The organism is Actinocatenispora rupis, assembly GCF_016861975.1.
In the GTDB taxonomy this organism is placed as follows: Bacteria; Actinomycetota; Actinomycetes; order Mycobacteriales; family Micromonosporaceae; genus Actinocatenispora; species Actinocatenispora rupis.
In genome coordinates this window covers 55,457-73,356 of the sequence record NZ_BOMB01000033.1, presented here as the reverse complement: position 1 = coordinate 73,356, position 17,900 = coordinate 55,457, and the positions used below count along the sequence as shown (strand labels likewise).

Genomic DNA, 17,900 nt, shown 5'->3' with positions numbered 1-17,900 from the left:
GCGGGTGCGGCGGGGTGTCGCCGCGGTGTACATGATCACATGCGGGTAACGGATGATCGCGGAAGTCTGCGCCCGTTTACTGGGATAATCCGGTGCTATTCGCCGCGCGTGGATCATCGGATTTACCGCTGCGTTACCTCCTCAAGATGCGAGCCGGCGCTCCTTCGATAGGGTTGGCCCCGTTGGACGGCTGCGCCCTCGGCCAACTGCGCGGCGAAAGGCCCGATTTATCGCGCCCGCTCGTGCCCCGTGGGCGAGCCGGCATTGACCCGGTTTGGTGCTATGCCTGATGCTGGGTCGTGCCGCCATCGGTCACGGCGTGTCACCACCGTTACGGGTGGGCGGCGGCGGTGTGGCCACGAGCGAAGAGGAGATCGTGCCAGCAGTACGTGCAGACGCGCTGTACAAGGTGTTCGGTCGGAGACCCGAGCAGGCCGCGAAGGCCCTGGCCGCGGGTGCCAGCCGGGACGATGTCCGCGCCCAAGGTGCCATGGCGGCGGTCATCGATGCGTCGTTCGAGGTGGCACCGGGCGAGATCTTCGTCGTGATGGGGCTGTCCGGGTCGGGCAAGTCGACGCTGATCCGGATGCTCAACGGACTCTGGCGACCGACGTCCGGCAGCGTCGAGATCGACGGTACGGACATCAGTCGGATGCGTCCGGCGGAGCTGCGCAAGCTCCGGCAGGACAAGGTCAGCATGGTCTTCCAGCACTTCGCGCTGTTGCCGCACCGTACGGTGCTGGACAACGCGGCGTACCCGCTGGAGGTCAAGGGCGTCCCCACCGCCGAGCGGCGGGAGAAGGCGGCCGAGTCGCTGGCGCTGGTCGGGCTGGCCGGCTGGGAGGACAGCCTGCCGTCGCAGCTGTCCGGCGGGATGCAGCAGCGGGTCGGGCTGGCGCGGGCGTTCGCCGCGGGCACCGACGTGCTGCTGATGGACGAGGCGTTCAGCGCGCTCGACCCGCTGATCCGGCGGGACATGCAGACCCAGCTGTTGGAGCTGCAGAGCCGGCTGGGCAAGACGATCGTGTTCATCACGCACGACCTGAACGAGGCCATGCGGGTCGGTGACCACATCGCGGTGATGCGGGACGGCCGCATCGTGCAGATCGGTACGGCGGAGGAGATCCTCACCGACCCGGCGAACGACTACGTGGCGCAGTTCGTGGCCGACGTGGACCGTACGCGGGTGCTGACGGCGAGTTCGATCATGGAGCCGCCGGTCGCGACGATCGGCGCGGGTGGTGGGCCGCGCGCCGCGGTGAAGACGATGCGCGAGCACCAGATCTCCGCGCTGTTCGTCCTCAACCGGGACCGCACCCTGGTCGGCGTGGTCCGCGAGCAGCAGACCTCCGAGGCGGTACGCGCCGGCGAGCAGAACCTGTCCGCGCTGGTCGACGCCGACATCACGACGATCTCGCCGGACACCCCGGTGGCCGAGCTGTTCGCGCCCGCCGCGGAGAGCGCCGTACCGCTGGCCGTGGTCGACGAGTCCCGGCACCTGCTGGGCGTCATCCCGCGGGTGACCCTGCTCGCCGCGCTGGGCAGCGTCACCAACGGCCACGACGAGACGGCACCGGACGTACCGGAGGCGGTGGACGCGCCGACCGAGGCGGTCGCCGACCCGACCGGGGTCGGTTCGGACCAGCCGGAGGGAGACGCCCATGTCGGTGCATGAGCTCGCGCAGTCCGGCCCCTCCGTGCCGCAGGTACCGATCGGCCACTGGATCGAGAGCGCGGTCGACTGGGTCAACAACAACCTCGGGCCGGCGCTCGACGGCATCGGCTCGGCGATCACCGCCTGCGTCGACGGCCTGTCGTACGTGCTCGGCGTCGTGCCGTGGCCGGTCATGGTGCTGCTGTTCGTCGCCCTCGGCTGGTGGCTGCGTACCTGGAAGTTCGCGATCTTCGCGCTGATCGGTCCGCTGCTCATCGTGTCGATGCGGCTGTGGGACCAGGCGATGGACACGCTGGCCCTGATCATCGTGGCCGGCGCGATAGCACTGATCCTCGCGGTACCGATCGGCATCGCCGCCGGGCAGAACGCCGTGGTCAGCCGGATCGCCAAGCCGGTCCTGGACCTGATGCAGACCATGCCGGCCTTCGTGTACCTGATCCCGGCGGTGATCCTGTTCCGGCTCGGCGTGGTGCCGGGTGTGGTCGCGACGGTCATCTTCGCGATGCCACCGGGTGTGCGCCTCACCGAGCTGGGCGTACGCCAGGTCGACCGGGAGGTCGTCGAGGCGGGTGAGGCGTTCGGTGCCTCGCCGTGGAAGGTGCTGAGCCGGATCAAGCTGCCGCTGGCGTTGGGCACGATCATGGCGGGCGTCAACCAGGTGATCATGTTGGCGCTGTCGATGGTCGTCATCGCCGGCATGCTGTCGGCGCCGGGTCTCGGCCAGAGCGTGGTTTCCGCGCTGTCGCAGGTCGAGGTGGGTGCCGGCTTCCAGGCGGGTCTCGCGGTCGTGATCCTGGCGATCTTCCTGGACCGCATCACCGCCGCGCTCGGTGAGCGCGCCGCCCCGGCCAAGAAGCTGGAGCGCCGGCTGCGCGCCGTGAAGCGGCGTGCGGCGAGGACGAAGGACACCGGTACCGAGACGGTGGACGCGACCCGCGTGGGCGCGGGCGTCTAGCGGTCGGGACCGCTCCGGGTCTCCCGCCGGCCGCATGCCGGCGGGGGACCGTCGTTTGAGTAGGAAGGAAGCAACGTGCGGCGTGGCAAACACGTGCCGAAGTTGATCGCGGTCGTCGCGGTCGCCCTCACCCTGTCGGTGACGGCGGCGGCGTGCGGCAAGCGGGCCACCTCCACGTCGAAGGAGGGCGGCAAGACCGTCACCATCGGCGTACTCCAGGGTTGGGCCGAGGACCAGGTCGCCAGCGAACTGTGGAAGCAGGTGCTGGAGAAGAAGGGCTACACGGTCAACCTGAAGCCCGTCAGCGACGCGGGCCCGATGTTCACCGGTCTCGCCGGTGGCGACATCGACCTGTTCCTCGACACCTGGCTGCCGAAGACCCACAAGCAGTACGTGGACAAGAACCCGGGCAAGTTCGAGGACCTGGGCATCTGGTACTCGAACGCGAAGCTCACGATCGCGGTCCCGAAGTACCTGAAGATCAATTCGATCGAGGATCTGAAGGGCAAGTCGGGTCAGTTCGACGGCAAGATCATCGGCATCGAGCCGGGCGCGGGTCTGACGAAGGCGGCCAAGGAGGCCATCTCCGGGTACGGGCTGAGCGACTACACGCTGCAGACCTCGTCGACGTCGGGCATGCTGACCTCGCTGAAGGCGGCGACCGACGCGAAGAAGCCGATCGTGGTCACGTTGTGGCGCCCGCACTGGGCGTACGCGAAGTACCCGGTGAAGGACCTGGCGGACCCGAAGGGTCTGATGGGCGCGGCCGAGAAGATCCACTCGTACGCGGCGAAGGGCTTCAGCAGCAACCACGCGGACGTGGCGAAGTGGATGAAGGGCTTCACGATGTCCGACCAGGAGCTCGGCACGCTGGAGGACCTGGCGCTGAACAAGCACAAGGACGACCCGGCCGCCGGTGTCACCGAGTGGATCAAGCAGAACCCGGACTTCGTCAACAAGATGACGTCCTGACCTGCCGTCGGCTTGTCGACAACCGACCGGCCGACGTGATCATCCACAGTGGACGGTCCCCGCTCCCGGGGGCCGTCCACTGCGTCGTTCCGGCCCGCGTCGGGGAACCCCGGCGGTCCGGGCCGGACGTGCGTACCCGGCGGTCCGGGCTGGCGGCGGGCCGTCAGAGGCCGGTACGCAGCGCCGTCACGGCACGTTCGAGCAGCTCGCCGGGGTCGAGTTCGTGGTCGGCCTCGGCCCAGCGCAGCATCGCCACCGCCGCCACCCCGACGTACGCGGCGGCCACGGCCTCGTCCTCGTACTCGGGGGTCCGGCGGCCGGCGCGTTCGGCGAGCGCGCCGGCGATCAGCCGGGTGGTCTCCGCGGTGCCCTGGATGATCCGCCCGCGCAGCGCCGGTACGGACAGCGCCAGTCGCATCCGTTCGCGGGTGTCCTGCGCGGTCTCGGCGACCATCTGCGGCATCAGCGACATCATCGCGTTGTGTACGGCCAGCAGCGGCTTCTCGTCCGCCGGCCGGTCCCGCACCGCCGCCGCCAGCATCGGGTCGTACTCGTCGGAGAGGACCACGTCCTCCTTCGTCGGGTAGTACCGGAAGAACGTGCTGGGGGAGACCTCGGCGGCGGCGGCGATCTGCTCCACGGTCGTCTGCTCGTACCCGTGGGCGGCGAACAGCCGGAGCGCGTGGTGCTGGATGCTGCGCCGGGTGCGGAGCTTCTTGCGTTCGCGCAGGCCCGGCGCGGCGGCCGGCGGGTCAGCCTTCATGCCGCCCATTGTGCTGCCTCGCGGCGGCGACGGGCGGTGCCGCGGGTCGTGGCGCGGCGGCGGGGGCGGGACGGTCCCGGTTCGGCAGCAGCAGCGCGGCGAGTACGGCGCTGACCGCGGCGGCGCCGGCGCACACCAGCAGCATCGCCGACATGCCGTGCGTGAACGCGTTCTCCGCCGCGGCGCGCAGCGACGTGTCGCCGGTCCGCACCGCGACCTCGACCGCGCCGGCCACCGACCCGCGTGCGGCGTGCGCCGCTGCCGGCGGCAGTCCGGTGAGCGACGGATCCAGCCGGTCCCGGTACGCCGCGTTCAGCACGCTGCCGAGTACCGCGACGCTGAGCGCGGCGCCGACCTGCCGGATCGACTGCACCAGCGCCGACCCGGTCGCCGCCTCCTCGGTACGGAACGCGGCCAGTGCCGAGTCCATCGCCGGGGACAGCGCGAGCGCGATGCCGAACCCCTCGATCAGCATCGCGACCGCGGTCAGCCCGTACCCGCTGTGCACGGTCACGCGCGAGTGCACGGCGAGGCCGACCGTGACGACCAGCAGCCCGACGGCGACGGGCAGCCGCCGGCCGGTCCAGCGGGAGAGCCGGTCGCCGACGGGCGCCGCGACGAGCATCCCGCCGATCAGCGGCAGCAGCCGTACGCCGGCGCCGAACGCGTCGGTACCCAACACGACCTGGAGGTACTGGGGGAGGACGAACACCACGCCGAACAGCGCGAACCCGGCCAACGTCATCGCCAGTACGCCGACGGAGAAGCGGCGGTCGGTGAACAACCCCAGCCGTACGAGCGGCTGCCGGGCGCGGGCCTGCCACCCCACGAACCCGGCCAGCAGTACGGCGGCGCCGGCGAGACCGGCGAGCACCGGCAGGCTGGTCCAGCCGCGCTCCGGCCCCTCGATCACCGCGTACACGAGGGCGACGAGGCCGAGCGCGGACAGCACGACCCCGGGTACGTCGGGCCGGCGGGCGGCGCCGCGGGACTGCGGGATCGCGACCGCCACGACGACCATCGCGAGTACGACGACGGGGACGTTGATCAGGAAGACCGACCCCCACCAGAAGTGGCCGAGCAGCCAGCCGCCGAGCAGCGGGCCGAGCGGCAGGCCCAGCATCATCCCGGACACCAGCACGCTCAGCGCGCCGGACGTGCCCAGCCCCGTCGGCTTCCGCCCCGGTTCGGCGGGGGTGTCCCCGCGGAAGACGGTCGGCACGATCGACAGCGGTACGGACAGCAGTACGGCCGCGCCGACGCCGAGTACCGCGCGGGCGGCGATGAGCTGGGCGGGCGTGGTGACCTCCGCGCAGGCCGCCGAGGCGAGGCCGAACAGGGCGAGCCCGGCGAGCAGCACGGTGCGCCGGCCGTACCGGTCGCTGAGCAGGCCGACCGGCAGCAGCAGCGCCGCCAGCGCCAGCGTGTACGCGTCGGTGACCCACTGGAGCTGCGCGGTGCTGGCGCCGAGGTCGCGGCTGAGGGTGGGCAGCGCGACGCTCAGCACCATCGTGTCCAGCCCGACCACGAGGACCGACAGCCAGAGCGCGACGAGGACCGTGACCTGCCGCGCCCATCCGTACCGGGCCATGCCCGCCTCCTAAAGTGACAGTAGCTCTCAAAATCAAGTAGATGCCAAAAGGGTCTGACTGTCAACACATGGGGAGGGTGGGCGCCGTGACGGTGGTCCCGTTCGAGCGGGCCGGTCCGGTACGCCCGGGCCGCGCGCCGTAGGCTGTGCGCCGTGCGGCGAGAATGGCATGACCTTCGGAATCCGGGACTGGCCACGACGAGCGTGCTGACCACGCGGGACGCTGCGGAGGACGAGGTCGCGGCGCTCGGGCTGGACGCCTGGCGCGACCTTCCGCGGGACCAGGCCGTCGCCTGGCCCGACCCGGCCGAGGCGGACCAGGTCTGCCAGGTGCTGTCGTCGGTGCCACCCGTCGTCGCTCCGTACGAGGTGGACCTGCTGCGCGCGCGGCTCGCCGAGGTGTGCGAGGGGCGGGCGTTCCTGCTGCAGGGCGGCGACTGCGCCGAGACGTTCGTCGACAACACCGAGCAGCACCTGCTGGCCAACGCGCGCACCCTGCTGCAGATGGCGATCGTCCTGACGTACGGGGCGAGCCTGCCGGTGGTGAAGGTCGGCCGGGTGGCCGGGCAGTACGCGAAGCCCCGGTCGTCGCAGACCGACGCGCTGGGCCTGCCGGCGTACCGCGGGGACATGGTCAACGCGCTGGAGGCCGACGCCGACGCGCGCCGGCCCGACCCGCAGCGCATGATCCGGGCGTACGCGAACGCCGCCGCGGCGATGAACATGCTCCGGGCGTACCTGTCGGGCGGGCTGGCCGACCTGCACGCCGTGCACACCTGGAACAAGGACTTCGTGCGCTCCTCGGCCGCCGGCGAGCGGTACGAGGCGATCGGCCGGGAGATCGACCGGGCGCTGCGCTTCATGAACGCGTGCGGCGTGTCCGACGACGACGAGCTGCGCCAGGTCACGCTCTACGGCAGCCACGAGGCGCTGATGCTGGAGTACGAGCGGGCGCTGACGCGGGTGGCCGGCGACCGGGCGTACGCGCTGAGCGGGCACATGATCTGGATCGGTGAGCGGACCCGCCGGATGGACGGCGCGCACATCGACTTCGTGTCCCGGATCGCGAACCCGATCGGCGTGAAGATCGGCCCGAGCACCACGCCGGAGACGGCGATCGAGCTGTGCGAGCGGCTCAACCCGGACAACGTGCCCGGCCGGCTCACCCTGATCAGCCGGATGGGCAACGGCAAGGTCCGCGACGCGCTCGCGCCGATCGTGGAGAAGGTCACCGCGTCCGGCGCCAAGGTCGTGTGGCAGTGCGATCCCATGCACGGCAACACGTTCGAGTCGTCCAACGGGTACAAGACGCGGCAGTTCGACCGGATCGTGGACGAGGTGCTCGGCTACTTCGAGGTGCACCGCGGGCTCGGTACGCACCCCGGCGGCATCCACGTCGAGCTCACCGGCGAGGACGTGACCGAGTGCCTGGGCGGCGCGCAGGCCCTGGAGGAGCTGCACCTGCCCACCCGGTACGAGACGGCCTGCGACCCGCGGCTCAACACGCAGCAGTCTCTGGAGCTGGCGTTCCTCGTGGCGGAGATGCTGCGCGGCTGATCCCCGGCCCGCCGGTGGGAACGGCGGGCCGGGTCCTTCGGATCAGGTCGTGTGGTGTTCCTGTTCCTGTTGCTGGGCCGGCTCGGGGATGATGCCGGCCTGCCGGAGCGCGCCGAGCATGTCGTAGTCGGTCCACTCCTCGGCGATCCGGTCGCCGTCGAACTTCGCCATCGTCATCCCGGTCATCACGTACGACCGGCCGGTGGCGGGCATCCCGCGGAACTCGCCGGTCGGCGTACCGCCGGAGGTCCAGCGGGCCACGCACATGTCCCCGTCGCACAGCACCTCGTGCACGTTCATGTGCAGGTCCGGCTGGGCCCGGCGCAGGTCGGCGACCATGGCCTTGAAGCCGGCCACCCCGTCGACCGGCATGCCCGGCATGTGGAACGAACAGTTGGCCGCGTACATCTCGTCGCAGATGCCGAGGTTGCCCTTGTTCCACACCTCGTCGCTCATCCGGCGTATCGCCTGCTTGCGTTCGTCCGGTGTCATGGCCCCTCCCACCGGGGGTGCCGCGCCGGCGCGTCGGTCCCGCCGGCCACCCCCACCCACCGACCGTGCGCCGCCGTACGCGGGCGCGCAGCCGAACGGGTGGCACATGGCCGGAACGGACGACCCCGCGACCGGTCAGAACCGCCAGTCGCCGTGCGCGAACAGGACCGCGACGAGCAGACCGCCCCGTACGCGACGAGGGCGACGACGGCGAGCGGGACCAGCGCGCCGAACGCCGCCCGGCAGACGACCGCGGCGGGGGCGGTGTGCCGGCGGCGGCCGGAGCGCGCGCCGAGGACGGCTCCGGCGACCGGCGCGGTCAGCTCGACCACCGTCAGCATCGGCGCGTCCGGCCCGCCGTCGAGGGCGGCATGGCCGGGAAGCAGGGCGATCCCGGCGAACAGCAGCAGGGCGAGCGCCACCGCCGGGGGCATGACCACCCACACCCGGACCGGGGTACGGCGCGTGTCCGTGTCGCTGCCCACGCACCGGTTGTCGCAGCGCCCGGCGAACGCCGCATGACAGGATGCAGGCGTGATCGATCTGCGCAGCGACACCGTGACGAAGCCGACGGACGGGATGCGGGCGGCGATGGCCGCGGCCGAGGTCGGCGACGACGTGTACGGGGAGGACCCGACCGCGAACGCGCTGGAGCGCGAGGTCGCCGACCTGTTCGGGTACGAGGCGGCGCTGTGGACGCCGACCGGCTCGATGGCCAACCAGATCGCCGTGCAGCTCCTGGTGAAGCCCGGCGAGGAACTGCTCTGCGACATCCAGGCGCACGTGGCCCGCTTCGAACTGGGCGCCGCCGCGGCGTACGGCGGGGTCACGACCCGTACGTGGGCGGAGCTGTCGGCGCCGGCGATCGAGGCGCAGGTGTCGCCCCGCGGGTACTACTCGGTGCCGACCGCGGCGCTCGCCGTCGAGAACACCCACAACATGCGCGGCGGTACGGTGCTGCCGCTCGCCGACCTGCGGGCGATGCGCGAGGTGGCCGACCGGCACGCGCTCGGGCTGCACTGCGACGGGGCGCGGATCTGGCACGCGCACGTCGCCGACGGTGTCCCGTTCCGGGAGTACGGCGCGCTGTTCGACACGATGTCGGTCTGCCTGTCGAAGGGGCTCGGCGCGCCCGCCGGCTCGCTGCTGCTCGCCAGCGCCGAGCGCATCGCCGAGGCGCGGTACGTGCGCAAGCGGCTCGGCGGCGGCATGCGGCAGATCGGCGTCCTCGCCGCCGCCGGGCGGTACGCGCTGGCCCACCACATCGACCGGCTCGCCGACGACCACGCGCGGGCGGCACGACTGGCCACCGCGCTCGGCGAGTACGTGGCGGCGCCGGTACGCACGAACATCGTCGCGCTCGACCTGACCAAGGCGCCGCTGGCCGGACCGGAACTGGTCGCGCGCGCCGGCGACGCGGGCGTACGGCTCGGCGCGATGTCGCCGACCAGCGCGCGGCTGGTCACCCACCTCGACGTCGACGACGCCGGCATCGACCGCGCCGTCGACGTACTGACCGGTCTGCTCGCCCGCTGACGCCTCCGGCTTGCTCAAGAGACCGGCCTGGGGCGCGGAATCCCGCACGGTTGAGCCGTTCGGCGTCGACAGGGGGTTCGTTGGCCGCGCCGGTTCCGGTCAGCTGGGCGGCTTCCGGCAGCGGTGTTGACCCCGACGCTCCCGGTGGCGGAGGCATCCGCTGGCGACCGCGGATCCGGTGCGGCTGAGCCGTTTCCGGTGAGGGTCCGGCGCCGCGGTCGCGTTTCCGGCGGGGCCGCGTTCCGGCAGGTCGCCCGGCGGTGCGGTTGGCCGGGCCGGTGGGCCCGCTGACGCGTGGATTCCGCGCTGCTGCGCCGTTCCCGGCATGTACCGGGAACGGCGCAGCGGCGGATCAGTGACCGCGCGCGGCGGCGGCGTTGCGCCGGTTCGCGTACGGGTCGGGTTCGGGCTGGCGGGGCAGTACGTGCACGGTGGCCGGTGCGGCGGCGGCCGCCGTGACCGACTCGGGTTGTGCGGTGGCGTTGCCGTCGGCGCCGGTGACGCACCGCGCGGCGGCCGCGGACATCGCGTAGAACTCGCCGAGGCAGCGGCCCATCTGGGCGTGGCCGAGCGCGTTCGGGTGCAGGGACTGGCGGACGATGTTCTCGCCGAGGCCGTTGCGGATCTCGGACAGGTCGATGACGATGCCGTTCGCCCACTGCTCGTCGGCGGTGGTGCCGCGGGCGCACGCCTCGTGCCCGCGCAGCATCGGCCCGAGGTCCAGCAGCCGTACCCCGGCGTCCCGCGCGACCTGCGCGTACGTGGCGCTGTAGGCGGGCACGACCACGTCGCGCGCCCACTGGGCGTCGTCGTCGCGGATCGGGCAGCCGTGGAACAGCTTGGTCAGCGTGTACCGGTTGTCCTCGGTGACGGGGGACGAGTAGCTCTGGAGTACGAGCTGGTAGTCGGAGTCGGCGTAGCCGTCCTCGCGCATGACCGTGCGGATGTCGGCGAGGTTCTGCCGCACCTTCGACGCGGTGGCGGCCAGCCCGCCCGGTACCTTCTGCGCCCAGCTGTCCTCGCAGCGCGGCCCGATCAGCAGGTACGCCTTGATGCAGTCGAGGATCAGCGGGGTGAATCCGACGTCGTTCGCGCCGATCGTCAGCGTGACCAGCTTGACGTCGTACTGCTGCGCCACCTGCCGCAGGTGGTCGGCCTGCGGCTGTTCGCCGTTCTGCGGGGTGCCGCCGGCGGCGACGTTGTCGGTGACGGCGCCGGAGCAGGCCAGGTTGATCTGCGCGTCGGCCGGCACCGCCGTCTCGTGCACCTCGGCGTTCGCGGAACGGTGGCAGTAGTTGCCCGGCTGGTCGGTGCCGGCCTCGTAGTCGCCGGCACCCTCGCCGGAGATGAAGCTGTCACCCATCGACACGATCGCGGTGGGCCGGCCGTCGTGCGCGGACGCCGCGCCGGTGGGTACGCCGGCGACCAGCGCGCCGAGGGCCACCGCGCCCAACGCGGCGACCAGCCGTCTGCGTAGCGGGGGGCTGGGGACCATGCGCCTTCTCCTCACTCGGGGGTAGTGATGTCAGGCGCACGGAATCCTCCCAGTTCCGGCGTACGGCCAGTACCGGTACTTTTGCCCAACCCGAGGGGAATCGCGTCAGCGGAGCATGGCGCGGAGGCGGTCCAGGTTCGCCGCGTCCGGGCCCTTGCCCGCGAGCCCCGGCACTTCGAGTACGCCGGGGACGCCGGCGACGGCCGGGTGGTTGACGAACTCGGTGAACCCGGCGGTGCCGATGTGCCCGTCGCCGATGTTCTCGTGCCGGTCGACGCGGGAGCCGAGGTCGGTCTTCGAGTCGTTGAGGTGCACGAGGGTCAGCCGGTCCAGCCCGATCCGCTCGTCGAACTCGCCGAACAGCGCGTCGAGCCCGGGCCGGGTGCGGATCTCGTACCCGGCGGCGAGCAGGTGCGCGGTGTCCAGGCAGACGCCGAGCCGGTCGGGGCGGCCGAGCCGGTCGGCGATGGTGGCGAGCTCGTCGACGGACGAGCCGATGGTGTCGCCGGAACCTGCCGAGTTCTCCGGCAGCAGCATGGTGTGCCTGCTGGCGGCGAGCCCGGCGTCGAGCGCCTCGCACAGCCGGTCCAGGCCGGTCTCGAAGCCGGTGCCCTTGTGCGAGCCCAGGTGCGTCACCACGCCGGTGACGCCCAGCTCGTCGGCGACCCGCATGGTGTGTTCCAGCGCGGCGATCGACCGGGCCCGCAGCGCGTCGTCCGCGGTGCCGTAGTTCACCAGGTACATGCAGTGGACGAACGGCTCGACGCCGGTCTCCGCGCACGCCTTCCGGAACTCCTCCGCCGCCTCGGCCGTGACCTCCGTCGTACGCCAGCCGCGCGGGTTGCCGACGAACACCTGGACGCAGTCGGCGCCGAGGGCGCGGGCCCGGCCGGGCGCGGTCGGCAGCGCGCCCCCGGTGGAGACGTGCGCGCCGAAGCGCATCAGATCACCACCAGGGTGATCGTGCTGCCCTTCGGCGCCTCCGAGTCGCCGGCCGGCGACTGCGACCGGACCCTCCCGTCCTTGCGGACGATGCCCAGCCCGCGCACCACGAAACCGGCCCGTTCCAGCCGCCGCTTCGCGTCCGAGTACTTCTCGCCGGTGACGTCCGGCAGGTGCACCTTCGGCGGACCCGTACTGACGACGAGCTTGACGGTGGTGTCCCGGTCGACGCCGGTGTCCGGGGCCGGGCTCTGGCTGATGACCTCGCCCTCCGGCACCGTCGTACTGGTCTTCTCGGTCACGCTGGCCTGGAGTTGCGCGTCGTCCAGCTCGGCCTGCGCGTCGTCGACGGTCATCCCGCGCACGTCCGGCACGGTCGCCGGCGCGGGACCGCGGCTGACGACGAGCTTCACCGCCGCGCCCCGGCGTACGACCGTGCCGGCGCGCGGGCTCACCGACACGACCTGCCCCTCCGCCACCGCCGTGCTGTACTTCTGGCTCGTGGTCACGGTGAGGTGCATGCCTTCGAGCTTCTCCCGGGCGTCGCCGGCGTCGCGGCCGACGAGCGACGGGATCCGGTACCGCTCGGGGCCCTTGGACAGCACGACGGTGATGGTGCCACCGGCCAGGATCCGGTCGCCGGGCTGCGGATCCTGCGACAGTACGGTGTCCTTCGGCGCGGTCTCGGAGAACCGCGCCGGCCCCCACCGGACGTGGAAACCCTTGTGCTGCGCGCGATCCAGCGCGTCGGCCCGGCTCGCCGCCAGCAGCGACGGCGCCTGCGTGTACCGCCCGGCGCCGAGCCACCAGCCGCCGATCCCCGCCACGAGCCCGAGTACGACGACGGCGGCGAGCGCGACGAGCGTGCTGCGCCGCACCGGCCGGCGACGCCGCGGTACCGGCTCGACGGACTCGGTGGCGGGGCGGCGGGTCTGCGGCAGCGCGACGGTGTGGTGCGCGACGGTACGCCCGGTCAGGTCGCCGGCGCGGACCTGCCGCAGCTCGGCGAGCATCGCGCCGGCGTCGGCGGGCCGGGCAGCCGGGTCGCGCCGGGTGGCCCGCACGACGAGCCGGTCGAGCGCCGGCGGCAGCCCGCCGATCGCCACCGACGGCGCCGGTACGTCGCACTCGACGTGCTGGTACGCCACCTCCGTGGCGTCCTTCCCCCGGTACGGCACCGAGCCGGTGAGCAGCTCGTACAGCACGATGCCGGCGGAGTACACGTCGGAGCGGGCGTCGACGCGGCCGTGCCGGACCAGCTCGGGCGGCACGTACGCCACGGTCGCCATGAGCTGGCCGCCGGTCGCGTCCTCGGCGCTCTCCTCGACGGCGCGGGCCAGCCCGAAGTCGGCCACCTTGACGAGCGGCTCGGTGAGCGGGCCGTCGATGAGGATGTTCTCCGGCTTGACGTCGCGGTGCACCAGGCCGGCGCGGTGCGCGGCGGCGAGCGCGGCGAGCACCGGCTCGGCGACCGCCACCGCCTCGGTCGGGGTCAGCCGGCCCCGCTCGCCGAGCACGTCGCGCAGCGTCCGCCCCGGCACGTACTCCATCACCAGGTACGGCAGGTTGCGGTGCTGACCCGAGTCGTACACGGCGACGACGTTGGGGTGGGTCAGGCCGGCGATCGTCTTCGCCTCCCGGTCGAACCGCGACCGGAACGTGGCGTTCCCCGCGTACGACGGGTGGATGATCTTGATGGCCACGGTGCGTTCGAGGCGGGTGTCCACCGCGGTGTACACGGTGGCCATGCCGCCCCGGGCGATCCGGCCGGTGATCCGGTACCGGTCGCCGAGCAGGTCGCCGACGAGCGGGTCGGTCGCGGTCTGGTCCATCGCCCGCGAGTCTACGGTCCCCGCGGCCCGTGCCCGACACGCCCGCCGCCGGACGTTTGTCCGTGTTGCGGCGCCGAACGGTGTCCGGTCAGTGCCCGTCCGGCCCGCTCCGGCACACCAGGATCCCGACGTGACTGGTGAACCGGTACGACCCGGTTCGCGCGATGCTGTCCGTGAGCAGCGCCTCCGCCGCGGCGAGTACGTCGTCGACGGGCAGACCGCGCCCGGTCGTCGCCCGCTGCGAGTCCAGGAACGCCAGTACCGGCCCGGCCTCCGGCACCACCACCTCGCCCGCCAGGTCGATCCGCCGCACCTCGCCGAACGCCGCCCGCGCCAGCTCCTCCGCGTACTCCAGCGAACAGTGCTCGGTCACGTCCGGGACGTGCCGGTCGACGCCGGTCGCCGCGTACGCCGCGGCCCGCCACAGCGCGGTGATCTCCGTCTTGTCGTCCCGGGCGTTGCTCGCGATCAGCACCGTGCCGTCCGCGGCGCGTACCCGGGCCAGTTCGGCGACGGCGGCGCCCGGATCCGGTACGTGGTAGAGCATGTGCAGGCAGAGCAGGGCGTCGGCGGCACCGTCCGGCAGCGGCAACCGGGTGGCGTCCGCGACCGCTGCGGGAGTACCGGTGGCTGCGGCCATCCCGGGCGACAGGTCCAGTCCGAGTACGCGCAGGTCGGGGCGCTCCGCGCGCAGCCGCGAGACGTACGCGCCGTTGCCGCAGCCGACGTCCACCACCAGCCCGGTACGCGCCGGCAGCTCGGCCAGTACCGCGCCGACCAGGTCCAGGTGCGGCGTCCGGTACCGGTAGATCGAGCGCCGGGTGTCGAGGTTGCGCCCGTCCCGGTACGACTCGCCGACCAGGACGTCCCGCGCGGTGAGGTGCTCCATGACCCCAGACCCTATGCGCCCCAGGCCCTTGTGCACCCCGGCCCGAGAGGTCGCCGACCCGGCAGCCCGGCGGGGGCGGGCACGCGACAGGGCCCGCCCCCGCGTACGGGACGGGCCCTGTCGGTGTCACTCCGCGGACGGCGAGACGCTGTCCGGCGGCGAACTCGGTGTCGGACTCGGCGAGTCCGGCGTCGGGCTCGGGCTGTGCGTCGGCGGCTTGTGCGTCGGCGGCGGGCTCGGCTTCGACGAGGTCGGACCGGGGCCCGGCGTCGGCTCACCGCCCCCGCCGCGGCTCGGCCGCGGGCTCGGCGTACGACCCGGGTCGCCACCGGTCGGCGACGGCCCCTCGGGCGACGGCGAGGCCGAACTGCTCGGGGAACTGCTCATGCCACCGGACGTCGGGCCCGGGCCGCCGGTGTCGGAGACCGGGCCACCGGCCGGGGCGCTGTTCACGACGGCGGGCCGGTCACCCGCCTGCGGTGCCGCCGGCCGGCCGTCCGCGACCGCGAACGCCGTCCCCACGCCCCCGGCGGCCACCAGTGCCGTCAGGCCCGTGACGGCCAGGACCCGGCGGGAGCCGCGCTGACCGAGCAGGACCTGGACGAAGTCGTACCGGAAGGATCGCAGCGCACCGGACGCCTCGCGGCGTGCTGCCTGCCAGAAACTCACCTGGTTCCTCTCTCCGGCGTCGACCCGTGCAGGGGTGGTACGGGGTCGGCGCCGAACGTGTGCCGCGGCCATCTCCGGTGACCGCGGTCGGTGGTCAGGATCCGGGGTTGCCCGGCCCGGTCGGAGGCTCCGACGGCGGGACCGGCCGGTGCGCACCGGCCGTCGTACCCGAGCCTCCCGGGGCGGCGTGGACCGCCCCGACCGTGCCGGGAATGTACCGGAACGACGGACGCCGGATTCGTCCGGAGTGACGATAGCGGTCGGCGGGCCTCGCTGGGAATCCCACGCGGACGTGGCAGTCTGTGCGGGTGACCGAAACGCCGAACGAGCCGGCCGAGTGGCTGGCCCTCCCCGACGTCGCCGAACGACTCGACATGCCCGTGAACCGGGTGCGGCAGTTGGTGCGTGAAGGCAGGCTCCTGGCGCTGCGGAAGGACGGTGTCCTGCGGACACCGGTCGAGCTGGTCGGCTCGCCCACCACGCTGAAGCACCTTCCCGGAGTTCTCACCCTGCTGCACGACGCGGGGTACAACGACGAGGAGGCATTCCGGTGGCTCTACACGCCGGATGATTCACTCCCGGGTGTCCCCGCGGAAGCGCTCGGTGACAACCGGGCGACCGAGGTCAAGCGTCGGGCCCAGGCGCTCGGTTTCTGAGGGTGACCGACGGGGTGACGATCCTCATCCGGCCGTCACCCCGGATCCGCCGCAGCCCGACCACCGCGAACCAGACCACCACCGCCACGTCCAGCGGGGCACCGACCGGGGCCGTCACCCGCGCCAGGTTGAACCCGTCCGGGAGTACGAGGACGGTGAGGACGACGAGCAGCACGGTCAGCGTGCGTACGACGCGGTCGTCGGTGACGGCGGCGGCGAGCACCGCCACCGGCCACAGCACGTACCAGGGATGGACGGTGGGGGAGCACAGCAGCAGCGCCGCCAGCGCCCACCCGGCCCGCGCCACGACGGTACGGGTCGGCGCGCCGTGCCGCAGCGGCCACCACAGCGCGACCAGTACGACCGGGAGTACCGCGTAGAAGGCGACGGCGCGGGAGACGGTGAGGACGCCGCCGGCGCCGGGCAGCCCGGCCAGGTGGAGCGGGAAGCCGAGCACCATGCCGACGCCGGTGGGTACCGACGTCCACTGCACGGACGCCTCGGTGCCGGACAGCGCGGGCAGCCAGCCGAAACCCAGCCCGGCCACCACCGTCACCGCCGCGAACGCCACGGCCGCGGCACCGGCCACCACCGCCGCGGCGCGCGCCAGCTGCCGCCCGGTGGCCGGGTTCGCGGCCAGCAGCAACACCACCGCGAACGGTGCGGCGACCAGCGCGGTGGCCTTGACCGCGACGGCGAGCCCGAGCGCGACGCCGGCGGGCGGTCCACGCCGGTCCGCCGCGTACGCCAGGCCGGCGACCAGCAGGCCGATCATCAGCGCGTCGTTGTGCGCCCCGGACACCAGGTGCACCAGCAGTACGGGGCTGCCCAGGCCCAGCCAGCACGCCGCGCCGGCCGGTACGCCGCAGGCCCGCGCCAGCCGCGGCAGGTACGCCGCCAGCAGGAGCACGCCGAGCAGGGCGGCGAGCCGGAGTACGACCAGCGCCACGGTCAGGTTGCCGGACAGCGCGGCGAGCCGGGTCACCAGCAGCGCCAGCGGCCCGTACGGCACGGGGTTGTCGCGCCAGGACGGCGACATCTCGGCCAGCCAGCGCGACGGCAGCGCCGACGGTCCCACCTGGTACGGGTCGAGGCCGTGCGCGTACAGGTCGCCCTGCGCGGCGTACGCGTAGACGTCGCGGCTGCCGAGCGGTACGGACAGCAGCATCGGCAGCGCCCACAGGCCGACGGTGCCGAGCATCCAGCGCGCCGGCAGCACCCCCCGGTACGCGGGCCGGCGCAGCCGTACCCACGCCGTCAGCAGCAGCACCAGGCCGAACACCCACGCGGCGATGCCCACCGCGTACGCCGGGTGGGCGAGATGTCCCGGGGTGGGTGCCTGACCGGCCGGATCGTGGCCCGGTAGCGCGCCCGCGCCGAAGCCCGCGGCGGCGAGCAGGACCGCGCCGGCCAGCCCGACGTACCGCTCCGCACGACCGTCCCCCGACACGGCACCATGCTCCCATGGCGTTCGTTCGGCTCCGCGGCGTGATCGCCGCCCTGGCCCTGGCCCTCGTCGTGACCGGCTGCGGTGGCCCCGCGACCACCCCGCCGGCACCGTCCGGCCCCGCCACCGCGTCCGCCACCCCGGCGTCCACCCTGCCGACGGTACGCACGGCCGAGCTGCCGGCGCAGGCCCGGCGGACGCTGGCGCTCATCGACGCCGGCGGACCCTTCCCGTACCGGCAGGACGGGGTGGTGTTCGGCAACCGGGAGCACGTCCTGCCGGGGCGCCCGACCGGCTACTACCACGAGTACACGGTGCCGACGCCGGGCGCGTCGACCCGGGGAGCCCGCCGCCTCGTCACGGGCCAGCGCGGCGACGTGTACTACACGGCCGACCACTACGCCACGTTCCGCCAGGTGTTGCGCTGAC

17 protein-coding genes are annotated in these 17,900 nt (G+C 73.1%); 7 read left to right on the top strand and 10 right to left on the bottom strand.

Annotated elements, in window-relative coordinates; genetic code table 11:
• Window positions 1-490: 490 nt before the first annotated feature.
• From Aru02nite_RS28135 to Aru02nite_RS28125, 3 genes are all read left to right on the top strand, one after another.
• Window positions 491-1,675 carry a quaternary amine ABC transporter ATP-binding protein gene (locus tag Aru02nite_RS28135; RefSeq protein WP_308446282.1) on the top strand — a complete coding sequence of 395 codons (1,185 nt, stop codon included), beginning with the start codon at window positions 491-493 and terminating at the stop codon, window positions 1,673-1,675.
• Window positions 1,662-2,630, top strand: a complete 969-nt coding sequence (locus Aru02nite_RS28130) for an ABC transporter permease (RefSeq protein ID WP_203662710.1) — start codon at window positions 1,662-1,664, stop codon at window positions 2,628-2,630. Before Aru02nite_RS28135 ends, Aru02nite_RS28130 begins: the two co-directional genes overlap by 14 nt.
• Before the next feature lie 75 nt (window positions 2,631-2,705).
• On the top strand, window positions 2,706-3,602 hold the full coding sequence (locus Aru02nite_RS28125) for a glycine betaine ABC transporter substrate-binding protein (protein WP_203662709.1): 897 nt from the start codon (window positions 2,706-2,708) through the stop codon (window positions 3,600-3,602).
• Between the two features lie 163 nt (window positions 3,603-3,765).
• Here the strand turns inward: Aru02nite_RS28125 and Aru02nite_RS28120 are convergent, their stop codons facing one another.
• A complete protein-coding gene (locus Aru02nite_RS28120; RefSeq protein ID WP_203662708.1) occupies window positions 3,766-4,365 on the bottom strand; it encodes an acyl-CoA-like ligand-binding transcription factor in 600 nt (199 codons plus the stop codon).
• Window positions 4,355-5,956, bottom strand: a complete 1,602-nt coding sequence (locus Aru02nite_RS28115) for an MFS transporter (RefSeq protein ID WP_203662707.1) — start codon at window positions 5,954-5,956, stop codon at window positions 4,355-4,357. The genes Aru02nite_RS28120 and Aru02nite_RS28115 overlap by 11 nt, the downstream gene beginning before the upstream one ends.
• A gap of 153 nt (window positions 5,957-6,109) precedes the next feature.
• Here Aru02nite_RS28115 and Aru02nite_RS28110 point away from each other — a divergent pair, with 153 nt between their 5' ends.
• On the top strand, window positions 6,110-7,513 hold the full coding sequence (locus tag Aru02nite_RS28110) for a class II 3-deoxy-7-phosphoheptulonate synthase (protein ID WP_203662706.1): 1,404 nt from the start codon (window positions 6,110-6,112) through the stop codon (window positions 7,511-7,513).
• Window positions 7,514-7,555: 42 nt separating this feature from the next.
• Here the strand turns inward: Aru02nite_RS28110 and Aru02nite_RS28105 are convergent, their stop codons facing one another.
• Window positions 7,556-8,005, bottom strand: coding sequence for an ester cyclase (locus Aru02nite_RS28105; RefSeq protein WP_203662704.1), 450 nt, complete (start codon window positions 8,003-8,005; stop codon window positions 7,556-7,558).
• Window positions 8,002-8,490: a hypothetical protein gene (locus Aru02nite_RS28100; RefSeq protein ID WP_203662702.1), complete on the bottom strand. Its 489-nt coding sequence runs from the start codon at window positions 8,488-8,490 to the stop codon at window positions 8,002-8,004. The genes Aru02nite_RS28105 and Aru02nite_RS28100 overlap by 4 nt, the downstream gene beginning before the upstream one ends.
• Before the next feature lie 49 nt (window positions 8,491-8,539).
• On the opposite strand from Aru02nite_RS28100, the gene Aru02nite_RS28095 reads away from it, so the two are divergent.
• A complete protein-coding gene (locus Aru02nite_RS28095) occupies window positions 8,540-9,541 on the top strand; it encodes a threonine aldolase family protein (RefSeq protein WP_203662700.1) in 1,002 nt (333 codons plus the stop codon).
• A gap of 352 nt (window positions 9,542-9,893) precedes the next feature.
• Here Aru02nite_RS28095 and Aru02nite_RS28090 read toward each other — a convergent pair whose 3' ends face one another.
• The 5 genes from Aru02nite_RS28090 to Aru02nite_RS28070 all read right to left on the bottom strand — a co-directional run bounded on the left by Aru02nite_RS28090 (window position 9,894) and on the right by Aru02nite_RS28070 (window position 15,368).
• The gene (locus tag Aru02nite_RS28090; RefSeq protein WP_203662698.1) at window positions 9,894-11,036 is read right to left on the bottom strand and encodes a GDSL-type esterase/lipase family protein; all 1,143 of its coding nucleotides are present in this window, start codon (window positions 11,034-11,036) and stop codon (window positions 9,894-9,896) included.
• A gap of 105 nt (window positions 11,037-11,141) precedes the next feature.
• Complete coding sequence (locus Aru02nite_RS28085) at window positions 11,142-11,978, bottom strand: deoxyribonuclease IV (RefSeq protein ID WP_203662696.1); 837 nt, start codon at window positions 11,976-11,978, stop codon at window positions 11,142-11,144.
• Entirely contained in the window at window positions 11,978-13,810 is a 1,833-nt protein-coding gene (gene pknB, locus Aru02nite_RS28080; protein WP_203662694.1) for a Stk1 family PASTA domain-containing Ser/Thr kinase, read from the bottom strand. The genes Aru02nite_RS28085 and pknB overlap by 1 nt, the downstream gene beginning before the upstream one ends.
• 88 nt (window positions 13,811-13,898) lie before the next feature.
• Entirely contained in the window at window positions 13,899-14,699 is an 801-nt protein-coding gene (locus Aru02nite_RS28075; protein ID WP_203662692.1) for a class I SAM-dependent methyltransferase, read from the bottom strand.
• A 126-nt stretch (window positions 14,700-14,825) separates the two neighbouring features.
• Window positions 14,826-15,368 (bottom strand): hypothetical protein, encoded by a 543-nt coding sequence (locus tag Aru02nite_RS28070; RefSeq protein WP_203662690.1) that lies wholly within the window; start codon window positions 15,366-15,368, stop codon window positions 14,826-14,828.
• Between the two features lie 308 nt (window positions 15,369-15,676).
• On the opposite strand from Aru02nite_RS28070, the gene Aru02nite_RS28065 reads away from it, so the two are divergent.
• Complete coding sequence (locus Aru02nite_RS28065; protein WP_239076999.1) at window positions 15,677-16,024, top strand: Rv2175c family DNA-binding protein; 348 nt, start codon at window positions 15,677-15,679, stop codon at window positions 16,022-16,024.
• On the opposite strand, the gene mptB is transcribed toward Aru02nite_RS28065, so the two are convergent.
• On the bottom strand, window positions 15,993-17,474 hold the full coding sequence (gene mptB / locus Aru02nite_RS28060) for a polyprenol phosphomannose-dependent alpha 1,6 mannosyltransferase MptB (protein WP_203662688.1): 1,482 nt from the start codon (window positions 17,472-17,474) through the stop codon (window positions 15,993-15,995). The two genes, Aru02nite_RS28065 and mptB, sit on opposite strands and share 32 nt — an antisense overlap.
• Before the next feature lie 14 nt (window positions 17,475-17,488).
• On the opposite strand from mptB, the gene Aru02nite_RS28055 reads away from it, so the two are divergent.
• Entirely contained in the window at window positions 17,489-17,899 is a 411-nt protein-coding gene (locus Aru02nite_RS28055) for a guanyl-specific ribonuclease (RefSeq protein ID WP_203662686.1), read from the top strand.
• Window position 17,900: the final 1 nt, after the last annotated feature.

Coding starts and splice junctions, on each gene's coding strand:
- Aru02nite_RS28135 (WP_308446282.1), top strand. CDS start 491: ATGGCGGCGGTCATCGATGCGTCGTTCGAGGTGGCACCGGGCGAGATC.
- Aru02nite_RS28130 (WP_203662710.1), top strand. CDS start 1,662: ATGTCGGTGCATGAGCTCGCGCAGTCCGGCCCCTCCGTGCCGCAGGTA.
- Aru02nite_RS28120 (WP_203662708.1), bottom strand. CDS start 4,365: ATGAAGGCTGACCCGCCGGCCGCCGCGCCGGGCCTGCGCGAACGCAAG.
- Aru02nite_RS28115 (WP_203662707.1), bottom strand. CDS start 5,956: ATGGCCCGGTACGGATGGGCGCGGCAGGTCACGGTCCTCGTCGCGCTC.
- Aru02nite_RS28105 (WP_203662704.1), bottom strand. CDS start 8,005: ATGACACCGGACGAACGCAAGCAGGCGATACGCCGGATGAGCGACGAG.
- Aru02nite_RS28090 (WP_203662698.1), bottom strand. CDS start 11,036: ATGGTCCCCAGCCCCCCGCTACGCAGACGGCTGGTCGCCGCGTTGGGC.
- Aru02nite_RS28085 (WP_203662696.1), bottom strand. CDS start 11,978: ATGCGCTTCGGCGCGCACGTCTCCACCGGGGGCGCGCTGCCGACCGCG.
- pknB (WP_203662694.1), bottom strand. CDS start 13,810: ATGGACCAGACCGCGACCGACCCGCTCGTCGGCGACCTGCTCGGCGAC.
- Aru02nite_RS28075 (WP_203662692.1), bottom strand. CDS start 14,699: ATGGAGCACCTCACCGCGCGGGACGTCCTGGTCGGCGAGTCGTACCGG.
- Aru02nite_RS28055 (WP_203662686.1), top strand. CDS start 17,489: ATGGCGTTCGTTCGGCTCCGCGGCGTGATCGCCGCCCTGGCCCTGGCC.